Here is an 18,269-nt window from a genome sequence, read left to right on the forward strand (position 1 = left end):
GGACGACCCGACCGCATGCGCCGCAACGTAGACCCCGGCACCGACAGGAACTCATCGCTGACGGGTGCGCAGAGAGGGTGGAGGCCTACTCGGCCAGCATCGCCCGGTAGCGCTCGCGGTCGGCCTGCATCTGCCAGCCGGGGTCGTCGGCGGCGGGCTGCCACCCCATCGGCTCCCCGGCATACGCGAAGTCGCCCGCCCGCACCCGCCGGACGGTCTCGTCCAACCAGTCGTGCTGCGTGGCCGCGAGGCGGCTCCAGAGGTCCACCAGGGCGACGACGTGCGGTGGCAGGGAGTCGCCCGCTGCGGCTTGCGCGGCGTCGGCGGCCATCTTCTCGCGCATCGCGCCCAGGGTCGCGAGCCGCTTCTCGAGGTGGCCCAGGACGACTGGGCGGGGGACGAGCACGCTCATGCTCAGCGCGGTCTGGAGGCCGATCGAGTCGTAGGCGTCGACCGTCTCCAGGGCCTCCCCGAAGAGGCGGTCCAGCTCGGCGCGACCGGCCGGCGACACCGTGTAGACGGCGACGGTGCGCCCGCCGTCGACGAGGTCGTGGCGGACGAGGTGCTGCTGCTTGGTCAGGGTGGTGAGGGCGGAGTAGATGGAGCCGGGGTTGATGTGCGCCCACTGCTCGACGTCCCACGACAGCAGCTCGCGGCGGATCTGGTAGCCGTTGACCGGCTCGAAGAGGGCGACGGCGCCGAGCACCAGAAGCCGGGTCTGGGTGGCTGCCATGCCCGCAGTGTAGGAGTGCCGCATGATGGCCCCATGCCCGAAGGCCACACCCTGTACCGCCTCGCCCGAGACCTCGACGCCGCATACAGGGGAACGCAGCCCGAGGCGAGCAGCCCGCAGGGCAAGTTCGCCGCCGGTGCCGCCCTGCTGTCGGGCCGCACCTTCGTCCACGCGACATCGTGGGGCAAGCACCTGTTCGTCGAGTTCGACGGTGACGCCTGGCTGCACGTCCACCTCGGGCTGATCGGGACGTTCACGATCGACGAGCACGCCTACATCGGGGAGGTGCCGGTGGTCGGCCAGGTGCGCCTGCGCCTCGCGAACGACGCGCACGTCGCCGACCTGCGCGGCCCCAACCTGTGTGCCGTGATCACCCCGGAGCAGGTCGAGTCGGTCACGGCCCGGCTCGGGCCGGACCCGTTGCGACCCGAGCCCGACCCGGAGCTGGCCTGGCGCAAGATCTCGCGCAGCGCCCGGTCGGTGGCCGAGCTGCTCATGGACCAGTCGGTGCTGGCCGGGGTCGGCAACGTCTACCGCAGCGAGGTCCTCTTCCGGCAGCGCATCGACCCGTTCCGGCCCGGGAAGGAGCTGCGCCGCTCGAGCTGGGACGCCATCTGGCTCGACCTGGTCGACCTGCTGCCGCTGGGGGTGGCGACGGGGAAGATCGTCACGGTCGCGGAACAGGTCGAGCAGGTGCGCGCCGAGGTGGCAGCCGGCCGGGTCGACCCGCTCCAGACCCGGACCTCCTACGTGTACAAGCGGCAGGGTGAGCCGTGCCTGGTGTGCGGGTCGCGCATCCGGACCCGTGAGGTGGCGGGCCGCAACCTGTTCTGGTGCGGTCGCTGCCAGCGCCGCCGCTGACCCTGCTCCGCGTCAGTCGAGGGCGTCGCAGACGTTCTCGGCGCTGCCGTGCCGGCCGAGGGTGAAGCTGCGCGTCCCGTCGGCGGCGAAGGTCACGCGGGTTCCCTTGCCCGACAGCACGAACAGCCCGGTCGCCGGGGTGCTCCCGGCAGGCAGCGTCGCCCCGAACGGCCCCTTGAGCGACGTGAGCGACGCGGGCGACCCGTCCGGGTTGTAGGCGAACACCGCCGTGGCGCTGAGGTCCCGGACGACCGATGCCCCGGTCGACAGGTTCGTGTAGCGCTCGACGAGGGTGCCGCGGAACAGCTGCTCCCTGGGCGTGCCGTCGGGGTATGTCGCCGTGGTGCGGTACTCCTCGTCGTCCTCGACGACGGAGATCCGCACGTCGAACGCGCACGTCGAGCGAGCTGCCGTGACGGTCACGTCGCTGGACCGGTATGGGGTCCAAGGACTTCCGGTCCCGCCCGCGGCAGCCGGGGTGCTCCCGGACCCGAGGACGGCGGTGGTCGCCAGCAGGGCGGCGGGGGTTGCGGCGAGTCGTCGCATGATCGTCTCCTAACCAGATAACATGCTTTGAATGGTTAGCAGTCAAGCGGTGACCTCCGCCGAGGTCAAGGGCGGCCACTGGTTCGTGGTGGACGGACTCGCCATGCCCAGGGCCGTCGGCGGACACCCCGGGCTCGACTTCGTCAACACGCTGGCCGGGTGGGCGGAGGCGGAGCCCAGCGACTACCTGAAGACCTACGACCACCTCGCTGTCTGGGCGTCGGTGTCAGGGCTCCTCGAGGCGGACGCGGCTGCGGCGCTGCGTCGTCGGGCGGCCAGCCGGAAGGCCGAGGGCGACGCGATCCTCAAGGACGCCAAGCGATTTCGCGCCGACCTGCGCGCACTGGTCCTCGACCCGGCGGACGGTCGTGCTCTGCGCCGTGTCAACTGCGTGGTCGGCAGGGCCGCCGCCCGGGCCGAGCTGGTTCCCGGCCCGGGACCGGCACCACGGTGGTCCGTCGGGGGCGGGCTCGAGCGCCCCCTCTTGGCGGTCGCGTGGGCCGCGTCGGAGCTCCTCACCCAGGAGGACCTGTCAGCCGTCGGCGCCTGCCCGGGGGACGGTTGTGGATGGGTCTTCCTCGACCCGAGGGGTCGTCGGCGGTGGTGCAGCATGCAGTGGTGCGGCAACCGCTCCAAGGTCCGCGCCCACGCCGAACGCCACCGCGCCTGAGCCCCCACTCCGCCTGCCCGGCGCGCGAACCACCCGTAATCGCCGGAAAGCCGCCAGATGTGGGTGTTCAGGACCCCATCACAGGAGTACAAGGGACACACGGCGTCACTGGGGAGGCACCATGCAGGGCACACGAGTCCGTGGTCGGGTGGCGGTGACAGGGCTGCTGGCCGTCACCGTCGCGGCGTGTTCTGGGGCGCCGGTCGACCCGGGTCCAGCCACCTCGGCAGGGTCCACGACCACGACAGCGCCGACCACCACGACGGTGCCAACCACCACCACACCGGTGTCCACGCCCACGTCCACGACCAGCGCCGAGAGTGCCGGCCCCGTCGACTGGGCGAAGCTCGTCGCCGATGCCCGGCCCGGCGTGGTCCGGCTCGAGGTCGCCTCGTGCGATGCGCGGTGGATGGGGACCGGCTTCGTGGTCGGGCCGCACCAGATCATGACGGCGGCCCACGTGGCGATCGACGCGCAGACCGTCAGCGTGCAGGGCGACGGCTTCAACACGACCGCCGACGTGGTGGCCCTGGACCGCGGTTCGGACTCAGCCCTCCTCTGGTCGCCCGAGGACCTCCAGCATCCGCTGAAGCTCGCACCGGTCGCGCCGCAGCTGGCCGCCCCGGTCGCGTTGCTGGGATTTCCGCAGGCCGTGAGCGACCTGCGCGTCACGCAAGGGATCGTCAGCGGGCTGCAGGCGTCAGCCGACTACTCCGACGTCGACATCCACCTGGCCGGACTCATCGCCACCGATGCCGCGATCAACGGCGGCAACAGTGGCGGTCCGGCGCTGGGCCGTGACGGGTCTGTCATCGGCCTCGTCACCGGCAAGCAGGTCTGGAACGTCGAGGACGATCCCGTTGAGGGCACCGGGTTCCTGGTGCCCGCGGCGCAGCTCGCCCCCCACCTGCGCGAATGGCGTGACCTGACGCCCCCGGACGGTGGACGCGGATGTGACGGTGACAACCAGGCCCCCGAGGCGCAGGGCTCCATCCTCGAGGTCGAGGTGGTGCCCGACTCCGCCGAGGCCGGGGATGTCGCGCGCTCCCTCGTGCTGCACGGCGAGAGCATCAACCACGGCGACTACGAGATCGCCTGGGGGCTGTTCACCCCCCGCCTGAAGCGTGACCTCGGAAGCCTGAGCACCTGGGAGTCCGGGCTGGGGTCGTCGTACTGGACCAACCTGACCGTGGGATCGGTCGAGGTCTCCGGTGACGAAGCCGTCGTCGAAGCAGCCCTGCGGACCGAGCAGGATGCCAAGGACGGGTACCGCGGCCAGACCTGCTCGATCTACTCGCTCACCTACTCGATGAAAAGGGACGGAGCGGCTTGGCTGATCGACCACGCGAAGAATGCCCAGGGTTCCCCACGCGCCTGCCCCTGACGTCGGTCAGCTGGGGTTGGACCGCCAGCGGCTGCCGAGCCACAGACCGCCGAGGAGCAGCACTGCGGCCATCGCCGCGAACGCGACGCTCACGTCGACCGACTGCTCCTGGGTGACCACGTGCTTGGGCAGGTCCGCCAGCACCCCCTGGAGCTGGTCCGCGTCGCTGGCGGTGAAGTACTCGCCGCCCGTCGTCGAGGCCACGGCGCGCAGGGCGTCCTCGTCGACGACGAGGAAGTTGCGCCCTCCGGGACCGATGCCGCTCAGCCCCTGTCCGGGCCCGTCGTACAGCCCGCCACCGAGCTGTTCGCGGGTGCAGACCATCTGCGTGGGCTCGGTCGTGCCGAACCCGATGGGGTAGACGCGCACCCCGCGGGCGGCGGCCTGGGCCGCTGCCTCCTCGGGGGTGACCCCGCGGGTGTTCGCCCCGTCGGTGAGCAGCACGACGATCTCGGGCGCGGTCTGCGCCGCCTTCGGGGTGGGGGTCGTCGGGTTGCCGGGGGTCCCGGGCTGTCCGGGCAGCCCGCCGGGAACCCCCGGCACCTGGCCGCCCGCGCTGGTGTCTGCGGGGGCGACCTGGGGGTTGATCTCGGCGATGGCGTCGATGGACTTCAGGATGGCGGCGCCGATGGTGGTGCCGCGTCCGGTGGTGAGGCCGTCGACGGCCTTCGTGAGCTGGTCGTGGTCGGTCGTCGGTGCGACCGCGACCTGCGCGAACCCGGAGAACACCACGAGCCCGATCCGGGTGCGGTCGTCCTGCTTGTCGATGAAGGAGCGCACCGCGTCCTGGGCTGCCGCCAGCCGGTTGGGGGTGACGTCGGTGGCGCACATCGACCCTGACACGTCGACGGCGAGGATCACCGCGGAGGAGGAGATGGGCACCTCGGCGCGCACCTGCGGCCGGGCGGCGGCCGTGCCGAGGGCCGCGAGCGCGGCGAGGACGAGGGCGATGGGCACGTGCCGACGCCACATCCGCTGCCTGGGCAGCGCCGCGCGGATCAGCGCGACGCTCGAGAAGGCGACCGCCTGCCGACGACGTCGGCGCAGCTGCCACAGGTAGAGGCCGACGAGCAGCGGCACGGTCACGAGCGCGACGAGTGCGTAGGGGATCGCGAACGACATCTAGACCACCCGTCCTGAACGGAGCACCGACACGGCCGCGCCGAGCAGCAGCAGGATCGCCGCCGCCGTGGCGAACCACGACGTCACCTCGCGCTCCTGGGTGCGCGCGGTCCACGCCAGGTCGATGGAGCTGTAGACCTTCGAGAGGGAGGCGGCGTCGTCGGCGGCGTAGTAGGCGCCGTCCGTGGTCTCGGAGATCTTGCGCAGCGATGCCTCGTCCAGCGCCGTGGAGATCTGGAACCCGTCCACCTGCAGGACCGTGCCCCGGGTGCTGCCCACGCCGATCGTGTAGATCTTCACGCCGGCGCTCGAGGCGAGGTCGGCGATCTCGAGGGGGTCGGGATCGGTGGTGTTCTCGCCGTCCGAGAGCAGCACGATGGCCGCGGAGCCGTAGTAGCCGATGTCGGCGTCGTCCCCGGCTCCGGGCGTGGCCCCCACCTCGATCGGCTTGCCTGCGATGGCGCTGAGCGAGGACACGATGCCCCGGCCCACCGCGGTGGCGCCCTGCGGCGTGAGGCGGTCGATCGCCGCGAGCACCTCGGTGCGGTCCTCGGTCGGCTGCTGGGAGACCAGGGCGCTGTCGCCGAAGGCGACCACCCCGATGCGGATCGTCGACGGCTGGCGCTCGACGAACTTCCGCGCGGCGGCCTTGGCGGCGTCGAGCCGGGTGGGGGAGATGTCCTTGGCCGCCATGCTGGTCGAGATGTCGAAGGCCAGCATGACCGTCCCCTCCCGCCGGGGCTCGGCCACGGTGGCGGTGGGCCGGGCCAGCGAGACCAGCAGGACCGTGAGCGCTGCCAGCATGAGGGCCGGGGCCAGGTGCCGCCGGCGGTCGCGGCGCCGCCCCGGGGAACCGGCTGCGCCCCATACCTGTCCCGGCCCGGCTGCGCCGGCCTCGGTCGGTATGCCGCCCACGGGCACCAGCCCCATCGCGGCCAGCTCGTCGCGCCGTGCGTCATGACGGCGCTGCTGCGCCCGGTAGGCGACCACGAGCGCGGGCACCGCGAACAGGCCCAGCAGCATCCACGGCCAGGTGAAGCTCATCGGCCCTGGCTCCTGCGCAGGGCGGAGATCCGGGCCAGGGCCCGGACCAGGTCGTCGTCGGTGGCGACGGTGTGGATCATGGTGCCGGCCTTGCGGGCGGCGGCCTGGAGGGACTCCTGGCGTTCTGCGGCCAGGACCCCCAGGCGCTCGCGGAAGACCGGGTCGTCGGTGTCGACGAAGATCTGCTCTCCCGTCTCGGAGTCCTCGACGTAGACCATCCCCACCGCCGGCAGCTCGGACTCGCGCGGGTCGACGACCTGGATGGCGACGACGTCGTGCCGTCGGGCCAGCAGCGACAGGTGCTTCTCCCACCCCGGCTGGGTGATGAAGTCGGAGACGATGACCAGCAGCGAACGTCGACGCGCCAGGCCGAGGGCGGCGCGCAGCAGCGCCGACAGGTCGGTGGTCCCGGGGGTGGCCGGTTCCTCCGTGTGGGACCGGCCCCAGCGGCGGCCGGTGCGACCGGTGCGTGAGACGGGCGCGGCCGGCGGTGGGCGCAGCAGGGCCTGGGCGATCCGCAGGACCTGGTTGCGTCCCTGGCCGGGAGGGATGGTCTCGATGGTCCCGTCGAACAGGGCCGCGCCGATCCGGTTGCCGCCGCGGGACAGGACGTGGGCCAAGGTGGTGGCGACCTCGGCGAGCACGAGCGACTTCTGCCGGTCGACGGGGCCGAACCCCATGGACGCGGTGCGGTCGAGCAGCAGCCAGCAGGTGACCTCGCGGTCCTCGATGTACTCGCGCACGTACGGGGTGTCCATCCGCGCGGTGACGTTCCAGTCGATGTGGCGCAGGTCGTCGCCGGGGGCGTACTCCCGAAGATCGGTGAAGTCGACACCGGACCCGCGGAACAGCGTGCGGTAGTCGCCCTGCAACCGGCCGTCGAGCCGGCGGATGACGCGCCACTCCAACCGCCGCAGCAGTCGCTCGGCGGTGAGCGGGGAGGCCGTGGCCCCCGGCTCGGTCAGCGTGGCCCGGCGGTCCACGGTGCCTCGGTCTGCTGGGGGCGGCGGTCCCGGAGCGGGACGTCGGGCATGGAGACGGCGCGCAGGATGGGCTCGAGCAGGTCGTCCGGTCCGATGCCCTCGGCCAGGGCCTCGTAGGACAGGACGAGGCGGTGCCGCATCACGTCGAACGCGAGGTCGCGCACGTCCTGGGGTCGGGCGAAGTCGCGACCACGCAGGAACGACAACGCCTTGCCCGCGAGGACGAGGTTGATGGACGCGCGCGGGCTGGCCCCGAACGACAGGTACCTGGCCAGCTCGGGCAGCCCGACCGACGCCGGGTTGCGGGTCGCGCCGACGAGCCGCACCGCGTACTCGATGACCGCGGGGTCGACGTAGACCGCGTCTGCCTGCTGCTGGTACTCCACGAGCCGCTCCGGGTCGAGGACCCGCTGGGTCGGTTCGAGCCGCGTGGTCATCCGCTCGACGACGACGAACTCCTCCGAGGGCGTGGGGTACCCGATGACCGTCTTGAGCATGAACCGGTCGACCTGCGCCTCCGGCAACGCGTAGGTGCCCTCGGACTCGATGGGGTTCTGGGTCGCCATGACCAGGAAGGGGTTCGGGGCCTTGAAGGTCTCGCGGCCGATCGTCACCTGGCGTTCCTGCATCACCTCGAGCAGCGCGCTCTGGACCTTCGCCGGCGCGCGGTTGATCTCGTCGGCGAGGACGAGGTTGGCGAAGACCGGCCCGAGGGAGACCTGGAACTCGCCCTCCTTCTGGTTGTAGATCCGCGTGCCGATGACGTCGGCCGGCACGAGGTCGGGGGTGAACTGGATCCGCTGGAACTCCCCACCGATCGCCTCCGCCAGCGTCTTGACCGCCATCGTCTTGGCCAGCCCGGGGACGCCCTCGACGAGGAGGTGCCCACGCGCGAGGAGGGCGACGAGCATCCGCTCCACCAGCAGGTCCTGCCCGACGATGGTCTTCTTCACCTCGTAGAGCGCCTGCTCCAGCGGGTGCTGCGGGCGACCGGGCTGCGGGCGGTGCGGGTCCATGGGCTCTCCTGGGTTCACTGCGGCGGGCTGCCGGCGACGCCGCCGGCCGTGGCGATGGGAACGGCGAATCCGATGCCCACGAAGAAGTTCTGCTCGGACGGGTTGGCCAGCCCGGTGACGATGCCGATGACCTGTCCGTCGCGGTTGAGCAGCGGGCCACCGGAGTTGCCGGGGTTCACCGCGGCGTCGAACTGGATCAACCCCTTGAGGGTCTGTCCGGAGCCGACGCTGATCGAGCGGTCCAGCGCCGACACGAGGCCGCCGCTCAGGGACTGGGTGAGGCCGAGGGGGTGGCCGAGGGGGAAGACCTCGTCGCCGACCTGCGCACCCCCGCCCAGGACGGCGGGGACCACGACCTGGGGCAGCGTGTCCGGCGTCAGGACGGCGGTGTCGCTGGCCGCTTCCTGCTCCTTGATCGAGGCGCTGGCCCGGGTGCCGTCGGTGAACTGAACGCGGATGGTGTCCGCACCGTCGACGACGTGCAGGGCGGTGAGGATGGTGCCCTCGGCGCTGACCACCACCCCTGCTCCCGTGCCGTTCTGGGATCCCTTGGCACCCACACCCGTGGTGGTGATGGTGACCAGCGAGGGCAGGGCGGCCCGGTAGGCCGTCGCCGCGTCGGTGGGGGCCTTGCGGGCGTTCTCCTGCGCGTCGGCGATGCCCTTCTCGACCTGCTTCTGGACGTCTGCCTGCGTCAGGGGAGGGACGTCCGGTCCGCGGGTGAGGGCGAAGCCCGTGCCGGCGGCCACGACCACGGCCAGCACCGCGGCGAGGACGATCAGGCGGCGGGCCGGACGGGACCGGCCGGCAGGCGGAGCCACGTCGCTCACCGGTCCCGAGGGGGTGTCGACGACCAGCGGCGACTGCACCCGGTCCACCTTGGCGAGCGTACGTCCGATCCCCGGTGGGCGACACCGGCATCCGGCATTCACGGGAAACTCTCAGGTTCGGGGGCCGTGGGCCGCGGCACGCCACTGCGCGGGTGGCAGTGCGAGGATCGCTGCCATGGACAACGTCGTCTCGTCGGTGGAGGAGCTGCGCGCCCAGCAGCTGGAACGGCTGCGCTGGAGCCTGCGTCATGCCTATGACCACGTCCCGCACTACCGCGGGGCCTTCGACGCCGCCGGGGTGCACCCCGACGACGTCCACGAGCTCGCAGACCTCTCCCGCTTCCCGTTCACGGCCAAGGCCGACCTGCGCGACAACTACCCCTTCGGCATGTTCGCGGTGCCGCGGGAGCAGGTCTCGCGCATCCACGCCTCGAGCGGCACGACGGGCAAGCCCACCGTCGTCGGCTACACCCGCGAGGACATCGACACCTGGGCCGAGGTGATGGCCCGCTCGATCGAGGCCGCCGGCGGCCGTCCGGGCGACATGGTCCACATCGCCTACGGCTACGGCCTGTTCACCGGTGGCATCGGTGCGCACTACGGCGCCGAGCGGCTCGGCTGCACCGTCGTGCCGGTCAGCGGCGGCATGACCGAGCGCCAGGTCCAGCTCATCCAGGACTTCCGGCCCCGCATCATCATGGTCACGCCCTCCTACTTCCTCGCGATCCTCGACGAGATGGAGGCCCAGGGCATCGACCCGAAGGACACCTCGCTGGAGATCGGCATCTTCGGCGCCGAACCCTGGACGGAGCAGATGCGCGAGGAGGTCCAGCGCCGCAGCAACCTCCGGGCGGTCGACATCTACGGGCTGTCCGAGGTCATGGGCCCGGGCGTCTCGCAGGAGTCGGGGCAGACGCAGGACGGGCTGCACGTCTGGGAGGACCACTTCTACCCCGAGGTCGTCGACCCGATCACGGGCGAGGTGCTCCCGGACGGCGAGGAGGGTGAGCTCGTCTTCACGTCGTTGACCAAGCAGGCGATGCCGGTGGTCCGCTACCGCACCCGCGACCTCACCACCCTCCTGCCCGGCACGGCCTATCCGCAGTTCCGCAGGATGGCCAAGATCACCGGGCGCAGCGACGACATGATGATCGTCCGTGGGGTCAACGTCTTCCCGTCGCAGATCGAGGAGCACCTGCTCGCCATCGAGGGGCTGACCCCCCACTACCTGTGCGTGCTCACCAGGCCCGGACGCATGGACGAGCTGACCGTCCAGGTGGAGTCGGCGCACCCGACCGACGAGGCCGCCCGCGCGGCGATGGCCTCCGCACTGCGTTCGCGCGTGAAGGACCACGTCGGCGTGACGATCGCCGTCGAGGTGCTCGCGCCCCACGCGCTCGAGCGCTCCCTGGGCAAGGCCAAGCGGATCAGCGACCGTCGCGACCTGCGCTGAGCCGAACCGTTCGCCCTGAGCGGACACCTCTGATGGCGTGGTTGTAACGGTGTAATCATCATTACATGACTACCAAGACCACAGCAGAAGCATGGCTTGCCGGTCGGCTCCCCGCCGACTGGTTCACCGGGCCCGTCGAGGTCACCCGTGACCGTGACGAGCTCGTCATCGTCGGCACCCTGGCCGAGCCCGCCCTCGAGACGGACGCCGACGACACCACCGCCCGCGAGATCGCCGCGCGCGGCCGCATCACCTCCTTCCGGGAGGACACCCGCGAACGCCGCATCGAGATCGCCCGCGAGCTCGAGCACCTCTCCGGCCGCAAGGTCTCCTGGGGCGTTCGGGTCGGCGACACCGAGGCGATGTTCACCCACCTCGCGGCTCCGGTGATGACGCGGCTGCGCCAGCCCGAGCGCCGGGTCCTCGACACGCTCGTCGAGGCCGGCGTCGCCAAGTCGCGCTCCGAGGCCCTCGCCTGGTGCGTCCGCCTGGTCGGGGAGAAGTCCGACAGCTGGCTCGCCGAGCTGCGGACCGCGATGGAGCACGTGGACGAGGTCCGCAAGAAGGGTCCGGGGGCCTGATCGCCCACCACCCGGGAGGTATGGCGCGGGGCCGGCCGCGCGCCATACCCAGCCCGGAAGGGCCCGAGTGGGCCTCGACCACGCCCGGAGTCCGTCCGCCCACGGCGAACATGAGCCGACCCGGCTCAGGGTGGGGAACAGGCGGCCACGCACGGGCGTTCCCCGAACAAGCACCACGAGCAGGCCGGAACCGTCCCGATCAGGTATCGGTCGGCGGAAGGCGCGCGCGGGGCGCGTGTCGCACGGATAGCATCGAGGATGACTCGATAGGCAGGAGCAGAAGAGATGTTTGAACGGTTCACCGACCGGGCCCGTCGGGTTGTGGTGCTCGCGCAGGAAGAGGCGCGCATGCTCAACCACAACTACATCGGCACGGAGCACATCCTGCTCGGCCTCATCCACGAGGGTGAAGGCGTCGCCTCCAAGGCTCTGGAGAGCCTCGGTATCTCGTTGGAGTCGGTCCGCGAGCAGGTCCAGGAGATCATCGGCCAGGGCCAGCAGGCCCCGAGTGGACACATCCCCTTCACGCCGCGGGCGAAGAAGGTCCTCGAGCTCAGCCTCCGCGAGGCGCTGCAGCTCGGCCACAACTACATCGGCACCGAGCACATCCTGCTCGGGCTCATCCGCGAGGGTGAGGGCGTTGCCGCGCAGGTCCTCGTCAAGCTCGGGGCCGACCTCAACCGGGTGCGCCAGCAGGTCATCCAGCTGATCTCGGGCTACCAGGGCAAGGAGGGCCAGGCCACCGGCGTCGGCGGCGGCGTCCAGCAGGAGGGCACCCCCGCAGGGTCGCTCGTGCTCGACCAGTTCGGCCGCAACCTGACGATGGCCGCCCGGGAGGGCAAGCTCGACCCGGTCATCGGGCGCGAGAAGGAGATCGAGCGGGTCATGCAGGTGCTGTCCCGCCGCACCAAGAACAACCCGGTGCTCATCGGTGAGCCCGGCGTCGGCAAGACCGCCGTCGTCGAGGGCCTCGCCCAGGACATCGTCAAGGGCGAGGTGCCCGAGACCCTCAAGGACAAGCAGCTCTACACCCTCGACCTCGGCGCGCTCGTGGCCGGCAGCCGCTACCGCGGTGACTTCGAGGAGCGGCTGAAGAAGGTCCTCAAGGAGATCCGCACCCGCGGCGACATCATCCTGTTCATCGACGAGATCCACACCCTGGTGGGTGCGGGTGCCGCCGAGGGCGCGATCGACGCCGCCAGCATCCTCAAGCCGATGCTGGCCCGTGGCGAGCTCCAGACCATCGGGGCCACGACGCTCGACGAGTACCGCAAGCACATCGAGAAGGACTCGGCGCTCGAGCGTCGTTTCCAGCCGATCCAGGTCGCCGAGCCCACGCTCAGCCACGCGATCGAGATCCTCAAGGGCCTGCGCGACCGCTACGAGGCGCACCACCGCGTGTCCATCACGGACGCTGCGCTGGTCTCCGCGGCCAACCTCGCCGACCGCTACATCAACGACCGGTTCCTCCCGGACAAGGCGATCGACCTCATCGACGAGGCGGGCGCGCGGTTGCGCATCCGCCGGATGACCGCACCGCCGGACCTGCGCGAGTTCGACGACAAGATCGCCGCCGTGCGCCTGGAGAAGGAGTCGGCCATCGACGGCCAGGACTTCGAGAAGGCCGCCAGCCTGCGCGACGACGAGAAGAAGCTGCTCGCCCAGAAGGCCGAGCGCGAGTCGCAGTGGAAGTCCGGCGACATGGACGTCGTGGCCGAGGTCGACGAGGAGCTCATCGCCGAGGTCCTGGCTGCGAGCACCGGCATCCCGGTCTTCAAGCTCACCGAGGAGGAGTCCTCGCGACTGCTCCACATGGAGGACGAGCTGCACAAGCGCGTGGTCGGTATGGACGACGCCATCAAGGCGATGTCCCAGGCGATCCGGCGCACCCGCGCCGGTCTGAAGGACCCGCGTCGTCCCGGTGGCTCGTTCATCTTCGCCGGTCCGACCGGTGTCGGTAAGACCGAGCTGGCCAAGACGCTCGCCGAGTTCCTCTTCGGCGACGAGGACAGCCTGATCCAGCTCGACATGTCGGAGTTCTCCGAGAAGCACACCGTGTCGCGGCTGTTCGGTTCGCCTCCCGGCTACGTCGGCTACGAAGAGGGTGGGCAGCTCACCGAGAAGGTGCGCCGCAAGCCGTTCTCCGTGGTGCTGTTCGACGAGGTCGAGAAGGCCCACCCGGACATCTTCAACTCGCTGCTGCAGGTGCTCGAGGACGGCCGCCTCACCGACTCCCAGGGTCGGATGGTCGACTTCAAGAACACCGTCATCATCATGACGACCAACCTCGGCACGCGGGACATCTCGAAGGGTTCGCTGGGCTTCTCGGCGGGCGCGGAGACCCGCAGCGACTACGACCGGATGAAGAACAAGGTCACGGACGAGCTCAAGCAGCACTTCCGCCCCGAGTTCCTCAACCGCGTCGACGACATCATCGTCTTCCCCCAGCTCACGCAGGACGAGATCGTGCAGATCGTCGACCTCGAGATCGCCAAGCTGGACAAGCGCCTCAAGGACAAGGACATGGGCATCGAGCTCACGACCGAGGCCAAGAACGCGCTGGCGAAGAAGGGCTACGACCCCGTGCTCGGTGCGCGACCGCTGCGTCGCACCATCCAGCGCGAGATCGAGGACGTGCTGTCCGAGAAGATCCTCTACGGCGAGCTCAAGGCCGGCGAGCTGGTGCTCGTCAACGCCGAGGGCGAGGGCAAGTCGGCGACGTTCACCTTCGTCGGCACCCCGCACCCGAGCGGGATCGAGCTCCCGATCGTCGAGACCGTGGGCGACTCCTCGGAGTGACCACCGGTATGGCGCGCGGGTGACCTCGCGCCATACCCACCGCCAGAGGGCGGCACCCCACGGGTGCCGCCCTCTCGTGCTGCCGGGTCCGGTCGGGTCAGGTGAGGCGGTCGAGCATCTCGCGCATGTAGCCGATCTGGACGGACTGGGTCACGTGGATCTCGTCGCCCAGCTGGGTGACCACGTCGTCGGTGCCGTCGCGGTGCTGCTGGACCACCATGGCGAGGGCGCCCTCGTGGTGCGCGGTCATGAGCCGCAGCCAGAGCGTGTCCGCCTCCGGGCCGCTCGCGTCGGCGAGCTGCGCGAGCTGGGCAGGGGTGGCCATGCCGGGCATGCCGCGGTGGTGCGAGGAGGCCGCGCCGGCCTCGGGATTGGCCGCCTGCGGGGGAACGGTCTGGTCCCTGTCCTCCAGCCACTTGGCCATCGCGTCGATCTCCGGGCGCTGCTCGTCGGCGATGCGCGCCGCGAGGGACTTCACCTGCGTGTCGGCGAGGCGGTCCCTGACGAGGGAGACCATGACGATCGCCTGGGCGTGGTGGACGATCATGTCCTGCATGAAGCGGACGTCCGCCTCGAGGGGCTCGCCCCTGGTCGTGGGGAGGGCTGCCGACCCCGTGAGGGAGGCGTTGGGCTCGCCGGGGGATCCCGGCTGGAGCACCGGGGCGGTGGGGGACGTCGCGGTGGTGGTCGGCGGGGCCGGGTCCGGGGAGCACCCGGACACGAGCAGCGCCAACCCGACGGACAGCCCTGCGACGACACGGATGCCGGGCGTCCGGGCACGGCGAAGAGCCTCGTGGTGCTCGTTCCTCATCGCCTCACCCTAACCGGAATTTTTTACCGGAAGCAGGGCAAAGCACCCTTGAGATGCGCACCCGAACCCGGGCAGGGTGGACGGATCGTCACGATTCCGACGCTGAAGGGGCGCCGGAACGGACGCCTCTACGGCAGGAGCCTGCGAGATGAGAATGCGTCACACGGTGCTGGCCACCGCTGCCGCGCTCGCCCTCACGATCCCAGCGACTGCGGCCTACGCCGCGGACGGGGTCGGCAAGTCCGGCACCCAGCTGGGACCGGACGAGATCGGGCGCAGCGCCAACGTCGAACACCTGATCAACCTCCCGAGCAGCGGCCCCCTCGCGGGCGCGACCGGGACCGACATCGCCTTCCAGGACGACATGGCGTTCGTCGGCAACTACAACGGGTTCGTCATCTACGACGTGAAGAAGCCCGAGAAGCCCCGCATGGTCGCCCAGGTGAGCTGCCCGGGTTCCCAGAACGACGTCACGGTCTCGGGCAACCTGCTCTACTTGTCCACCGACTCCTCACGATCGGACGACTCGTGCACCTCGGTGCCGCAGTCCGCGACGATCAAGGAGTCGTGGGAGGGCATCAAGATCTTCGACATCTCGGACGTGCGCAACCCGAGGTACATCAAGTCGGTCGAGACGGCGTGCGGTTCGCACACTCACTCGCTCATCCCCGGCAAGAAGACCGACTACCTCTACGTCTCGAGCTACTCGCCCAGCGAGACCTTCCCGGACTGCAAGCCGCCGCACGACTCGATCTCGATCATCGCGGTGCCGAAGAAGGCGCCGACGAAGGCCGCGGTCGTGGCCGAGCCCAACCTGTTCCCCGACGGCGGCTACACCAACACCTCCGGTTGCCACGACATCACCGTCAACCCGGCCCGGGGCATCGCGGCCGGTGCCTGCATGGGTGACGGCATCATCATGGACATCACGAACCCGGTGGCGCCCAAGGTCATCGACCGCGTCAGGGACACGACGAACTTCGCCTTCTGGCACTCGGCGACGTTCAACAACGACGCCACCAAGGTCGTCTTCACCGACGAGCTCGGCGGCGGCGGTGCGGCCACCTGCAACGCGGCCATCGGCCCGAACCGTGGCGCGAACGGCATCTACGACCTGGGCAAGGACCGCACGCTGACGTTCCGCTCGTACTACAAGATCCCGCGGCACCAGTTCGACTCCGAGAACTGCGTGGCCCACAACGGCTCGCTCATCCCGGTCAAGGGCCGCGACGTCATGGTGCAGTCCTGGTACATGGGCGGCACGAGCTTCTGGGACTTCACCGACAGCTCGAACCCCAGGGAGATCGGGTACTTCGAGCGGGGCCCGGCCGGCCCGGCCGGTGGTGGGGGCGGCACGTGGTCCTCCTACTACTACAACGGCCACGTCTACTCCTCCGACCTCGGCAAGGGGTTCGACGTCCTGCGCATCACGGACAAGTCCCTGGGCAAGGCGGCCAAGGTCAGGATGGACCAGCTCAACGTCCAGACCCAGCCGATCTACAAGGTCAAGTAGCCCGGCCGCACGACCCCGCCGGCGCGCGCCCGGCGGACCGGGTGGCCCGGACCCCGACGGGTCCGGGCCACCTCACTGTGCGCTCGCACCCGTCATACCGGTGCGCGGCGGTGGGGGACGCGCGGGGGGTGAGTGGTGCACACCGGGTATGGCGCCGCGACGTACCCTGTTGCGCGTGGTTCCTCCCCTCGTGCGTGACTGCCTGCCCGGTCTCTCCCTCTTCCGTCGTCCCGTGCCCCGTCGCTCCCTGCTGCTCGGCCTGCTCGGCGCACCGTTGACGCTCGCGGCGTGCACGAAGGACGAGAAGAAGGCGGCAGCCCCCTCGTCGTCCTCGACCGCCGCAGCTCCACCGGCGCCCGCCAAGCCCGCCGCGACCGGCAAGGGTCTGCCGGCGGACCTGCTCGCCGTGATGACCAAGGTCTACCTCGGCGGAACGGTGCCGGCGTCCGGGGCGGTGGCCACGGCGCTGTCCAAGCGCAAGCCGGGCACCAAGGGCGTGATCGTGATCGGGTCGACCGGGAACTGGAAGGGCGTCGCGGTCGCGTCGGTCGTGCGGGGCAAGGACGTCACCCTGCTCGTGAAGGACAAGACCTGGAAGGTCGTCGGCGGCTGGTGGCCGTCGCTGGGAGTGGCGCGCCCGCCGTTCGCGACGATGCGGGTGCTGGCCATCGGATCCGACGCCCGGACGCCGCAGCCGGTCGAGAAGTGCCGTGGCGACGCCCTGCACATCATCGGTGTCGATGCCAAGGGCGTCGGCGGCATCGTCGGCATCCCCCGCGACTCGTGGGTGCCGCTCGCGGGCGGGGGCAACGCCAAGATCAACGCGGCCCTGGTGTTCGGCGGGGTCAAGGGCCAGGTCGCCGCGGTGTCCAAGGCCTCCGGGGTGCAGATCGACGGTTACGTCATCGCCGGCTTCAAGGGCTTCAAGGACCTGGTCCGGGCGATCGGCGGCATCTACTACGTGGCCGACAAGGCGCTCAAGAGCGTCGACAACATGCAGATCACCAAGAAGGGCGCGAACCTGCTGGACGCCCAGCGGGCCCTCGCCTTCGCCCGCGAGCGCAAGCACCTGCCCAACGGCGACTTCGGACGCTCGGCCCACCAGGGCGAGCTGATCAAGGCCGGTGCGGTGATGGCCCGGAAGATGGGCCCTGCGCGGCTCGCGTCGCTGCTCGGCCGGATCGCACCGCACCTGGCCACCGACCTCTCGCCGGCCGAGGTGCTGAACCTCTCGGCCAGCGTGTTCGTGTCCGACCCGGCCGCGATCCGCAACACCGTCGTCCCGGGTGCGATCGGCACCCGTGAGCGCCAGTCGGTGGTCCTGCTGGGCTCGGCCGCCCAGAGCACGTTCAAGGACATGCGGAACGGTCGCCTTGGCGCCTGAGCCCGGCCTGCGCACGACGGGCGCCGGCCCGACCGGTGGGTTGGTCGTCCGCAGGGCCCGGACCAGCGACATCCGTGCCATCCGCGACCTCGTGCGCCCGCACGCCGAGTCGCGGGTGCTGGTCTCGAAGGACGCCGTCACCTACTACGAGGCCGTCCAGCAGTTCCGGGTCGCCGAGGTCGGGGACGGGTCCCCGCTGCTGGGCTGCGGTGCCCTGCACGTGATGTGGGAGGACCTGGCCGAGATCCGCACCCTGGCCGTGAGCCCGGCCGCCAAGGGCCGGGGCGTCGGGTCGCAGCTGCTGGAGGCGCTGATGGCCGATGCCCGCGAGCTCGGGGTGCAGCGGCTGTTCTGCCTCACCTTCGAGGTCGACTTCTTCACCCGGCACGGGTTCGAGGTGATCGAGGGGCAGGCCGTCGAGCCCGAGGTGTACGCCGAGCTGGTGCGCTCCTACGACGAGGGTGTCGCGGAGTTCCTCGACCTCGAACGGGTCAAGCCCAACACCCTGGGCAACACCCGCATGCTCCTCACCCTCTGAC

At 70.7% G+C, this 18,269-nt stretch carries 17 protein-coding genes; 9 read left to right on the plus strand and 8 right to left on the minus strand.

The genetic code is table 11. The features are described from left to right. Nucleotides 1–85: 85 nt before the first annotated feature. Nucleotides 86–733: a PadR family transcriptional regulator gene (locus tag ASC58_RS19120; protein ID WP_056920456.1), complete on the minus strand. Its 648-nt coding sequence runs from the start codon at nt 731–733 to the stop codon at nt 86–88. Between the two features lie 33 nt (nt 734–766). Here ASC58_RS19120 and ASC58_RS19125 point away from each other — a divergent pair, with 33 nt between their 5' ends. Further along, a complete protein-coding gene (locus tag ASC58_RS19125; RefSeq protein ID WP_056915644.1) occupies nt 767–1,594 on the plus strand; it encodes an Fpg/Nei family DNA glycosylase in 828 nt (275 codons plus the stop codon). A gap of 12 nt (nt 1,595–1,606) precedes the next feature. On the opposite strand, the gene ASC58_RS19130 is transcribed toward ASC58_RS19125, so the two are convergent. Then, nucleotides 1,607–2,140, minus strand: coding sequence for a hypothetical protein (locus ASC58_RS19130; protein ID WP_056920387.1), 534 nt, complete (start codon nt 2,138–2,140; stop codon nt 1,607–1,609). A 31-nt stretch (nt 2,141–2,171) separates the two neighbouring features. Between ASC58_RS19130 and ASC58_RS21755 the strand changes: the two genes are divergently transcribed. Then, nucleotides 2,172–2,810 carry an ABATE domain-containing protein gene (locus ASC58_RS21755; protein ID WP_082553455.1) on the plus strand — a complete coding sequence of 213 codons (639 nt, stop codon included), beginning with the start codon at nt 2,172–2,174 and terminating at the stop codon, nt 2,808–2,810. 286 nt (nt 2,811–3,096) lie between these two features. Then, the gene (locus ASC58_RS19140) at nt 3,097–4,194 is read left to right on the plus strand and encodes a trypsin-like peptidase domain-containing protein (protein ID WP_157598575.1); all 1,098 of its coding nucleotides are present in this window, start codon (nt 3,097–3,099) and stop codon (nt 4,192–4,194) included. 6 nt (nt 4,195–4,200) lie between these two features. Here the strand turns inward: ASC58_RS19140 and ASC58_RS19145 are convergent, their stop codons facing one another. Genes ASC58_RS19145 through ASC58_RS19165 form a run of 5 tightly spaced genes read right to left on the minus strand, consistent with a single transcriptional unit; the run spans nt 4,201 to nt 9,237 of the window. Further along, nucleotides 4,201–5,316: a VWA domain-containing protein gene (locus ASC58_RS19145; protein WP_056915640.1), complete on the minus strand. Its 1,116-nt coding sequence runs from the start codon at nt 5,314–5,316 to the stop codon at nt 4,201–4,203. Then, nucleotides 5,317–6,360: a VWA domain-containing protein gene (locus ASC58_RS19150; RefSeq protein WP_056920390.1), complete on the minus strand. Its 1,044-nt coding sequence runs from the start codon at nt 6,358–6,360 to the stop codon at nt 5,317–5,319. Further along, entirely contained in the window at nt 6,357–7,343 is a 987-nt protein-coding gene (locus tag ASC58_RS19155) for a DUF58 domain-containing protein (RefSeq protein WP_235529324.1), read from the minus strand. Before ASC58_RS19155 ends, ASC58_RS19150 begins: the two co-directional genes overlap by 4 nt. Then, nucleotides 7,322–8,359, minus strand: coding sequence for a MoxR family ATPase (locus ASC58_RS19160; RefSeq protein ID WP_056915638.1), 1,038 nt, complete (start codon nt 8,357–8,359; stop codon nt 7,322–7,324). The genes ASC58_RS19155 and ASC58_RS19160 overlap by 22 nt, the downstream gene beginning before the upstream one ends. 14 nt (nt 8,360–8,373) lie before the next feature. Continuing rightward, a complete protein-coding gene (locus ASC58_RS19165; protein WP_235529325.1) occupies nt 8,374–9,237 on the minus strand; it encodes a S1C family serine protease in 864 nt (287 codons plus the stop codon). Nucleotides 9,238–9,364: 127 nt separating this feature from the next. Here ASC58_RS19165 and paaK point away from each other — a divergent pair, with 127 nt between their 5' ends. The 3 genes from paaK (at nt 9,365) to ASC58_RS19180 (ending at nt 14,022) form a co-directional block, all read left to right on the plus strand. Further along, nucleotides 9,365–10,642: a phenylacetate--CoA ligase PaaK gene (gene paaK, locus ASC58_RS19170; protein ID WP_056915637.1), complete on the plus strand. Its 1,278-nt coding sequence runs from the start codon at nt 9,365–9,367 to the stop codon at nt 10,640–10,642. A 65-nt stretch (nt 10,643–10,707) separates the two neighbouring features. Next, the gene (locus ASC58_RS19175; protein ID WP_056915636.1) at nt 10,708–11,223 is read left to right on the plus strand and encodes a hypothetical protein; all 516 of its coding nucleotides are present in this window, start codon (nt 10,708–10,710) and stop codon (nt 11,221–11,223) included. Between the two features lie 285 nt (nt 11,224–11,508). Beyond that, on the plus strand, nt 11,509–14,022 hold the full coding sequence (locus tag ASC58_RS19180) for an ATP-dependent Clp protease ATP-binding subunit (RefSeq protein ID WP_056920391.1): 2,514 nt from the start codon (nt 11,509–11,511) through the stop codon (nt 14,020–14,022). Nucleotides 14,023–14,119: 97 nt separating this feature from the next. Here ASC58_RS19180 and ASC58_RS19185 read toward each other — a convergent pair whose 3' ends face one another. After that, entirely contained in the window at nt 14,120–14,833 is a 714-nt protein-coding gene (locus ASC58_RS19185) for a DUF305 domain-containing protein (RefSeq protein WP_056920392.1), read from the minus strand. A 148-nt stretch (nt 14,834–14,981) separates the two neighbouring features. Between ASC58_RS19185 and ASC58_RS19190 the strand changes: the two genes are divergently transcribed. The 3 genes from ASC58_RS19190 (at nt 14,982) to ASC58_RS19200 (ending at nt 18,268) form a co-directional block, all read left to right on the plus strand. Then, nucleotides 14,982–16,346, plus strand: coding sequence for an LVIVD repeat-containing protein (locus ASC58_RS19190; RefSeq protein WP_056920393.1), 1,365 nt, complete (start codon nt 14,982–14,984; stop codon nt 16,344–16,346). A gap of 175 nt (nt 16,347–16,521) precedes the next feature. Continuing rightward, nucleotides 16,522–17,730 carry an LCP family protein gene (locus ASC58_RS19195; RefSeq protein ID WP_157598576.1) on the plus strand — a complete coding sequence of 403 codons (1,209 nt, stop codon included), beginning with the start codon at nt 16,522–16,524 and terminating at the stop codon, nt 17,728–17,730. Further along, nucleotides 17,720–18,268, plus strand: a complete 549-nt coding sequence (locus tag ASC58_RS19200) for an amino-acid N-acetyltransferase (protein WP_235529326.1) — start codon at nt 17,720–17,722, stop codon at nt 18,266–18,268. Before ASC58_RS19195 ends, ASC58_RS19200 begins: the two co-directional genes overlap by 11 nt. The last annotated feature ends 1 nt before the right edge of the window (nt 18,269 follow it).

The sequence above is a fragment of the Phycicoccus sp. Root101 genome, from assembly GCF_001426245.1.
Taxonomy (GTDB): Bacteria; Actinomycetota; Actinomycetes; order Actinomycetales; family Dermatophilaceae; genus Pedococcus.

What these genes read in the sequence shown, in the direction of transcription:
- ASC58_RS19190 (WP_056920393.1), top strand. Translation starts at nt 14,982, where the DNA reads ATGAGAATGCGTCACACGGTGCTGGCCACCGCTGCCGCGCTCGCCCTC.
- ASC58_RS19145 (WP_056915640.1), bottom strand. Translation starts at nt 5,316, where the DNA reads ATGTCGTTCGCGATCCCCTACGCACTCGTCGCGCTCGTGACCGTGCCG.
- ASC58_RS19150 (WP_056920390.1), bottom strand. Translation starts at nt 6,360, where the DNA reads ATGAGCTTCACCTGGCCGTGGATGCTGCTGGGCCTGTTCGCGGTGCCC.
- ASC58_RS19175 (WP_056915636.1), top strand. Translation starts at nt 10,708, where the DNA reads ATGACTACCAAGACCACAGCAGAAGCATGGCTTGCCGGTCGGCTCCCC.
- ASC58_RS19180 (WP_056920391.1), top strand. Translation starts at nt 11,509, where the DNA reads ATGTTTGAACGGTTCACCGACCGGGCCCGTCGGGTTGTGGTGCTCGCG.
- ASC58_RS19120 (WP_056920456.1), bottom strand. Translation starts at nt 733, where the DNA reads ATGGCAGCCACCCAGACCCGGCTTCTGGTGCTCGGCGCCGTCGCCCTC.
- ASC58_RS21755 (WP_082553455.1), top strand. Translation starts at nt 2,172, where the DNA reads ATGGTTAGCAGTCAAGCGGTGACCTCCGCCGAGGTCAAGGGCGGCCAC.
- ASC58_RS19160 (WP_056915638.1), bottom strand. Translation starts at nt 8,359, where the DNA reads ATGGACCCGCACCGCCCGCAGCCCGGTCGCCCGCAGCACCCGCTGGAG.
- ASC58_RS19130 (WP_056920387.1), bottom strand. Translation starts at nt 2,140, where the DNA reads ATGCGACGACTCGCCGCAACCCCCGCCGCCCTGCTGGCGACCACCGCC.
- ASC58_RS19185 (WP_056920392.1), bottom strand. Translation starts at nt 14,833, where the DNA reads ATGAGGAACGAGCACCACGAGGCTCTTCGCCGTGCCCGGACGCCCGGC.
- paaK (WP_056915637.1), top strand. Translation starts at nt 9,365, where the DNA reads ATGGACAACGTCGTCTCGTCGGTGGAGGAGCTGCGCGCCCAGCAGCTG.
- ASC58_RS19125 (WP_056915644.1), top strand. Translation starts at nt 767, where the DNA reads ATGCCCGAAGGCCACACCCTGTACCGCCTCGCCCGAGACCTCGACGCC.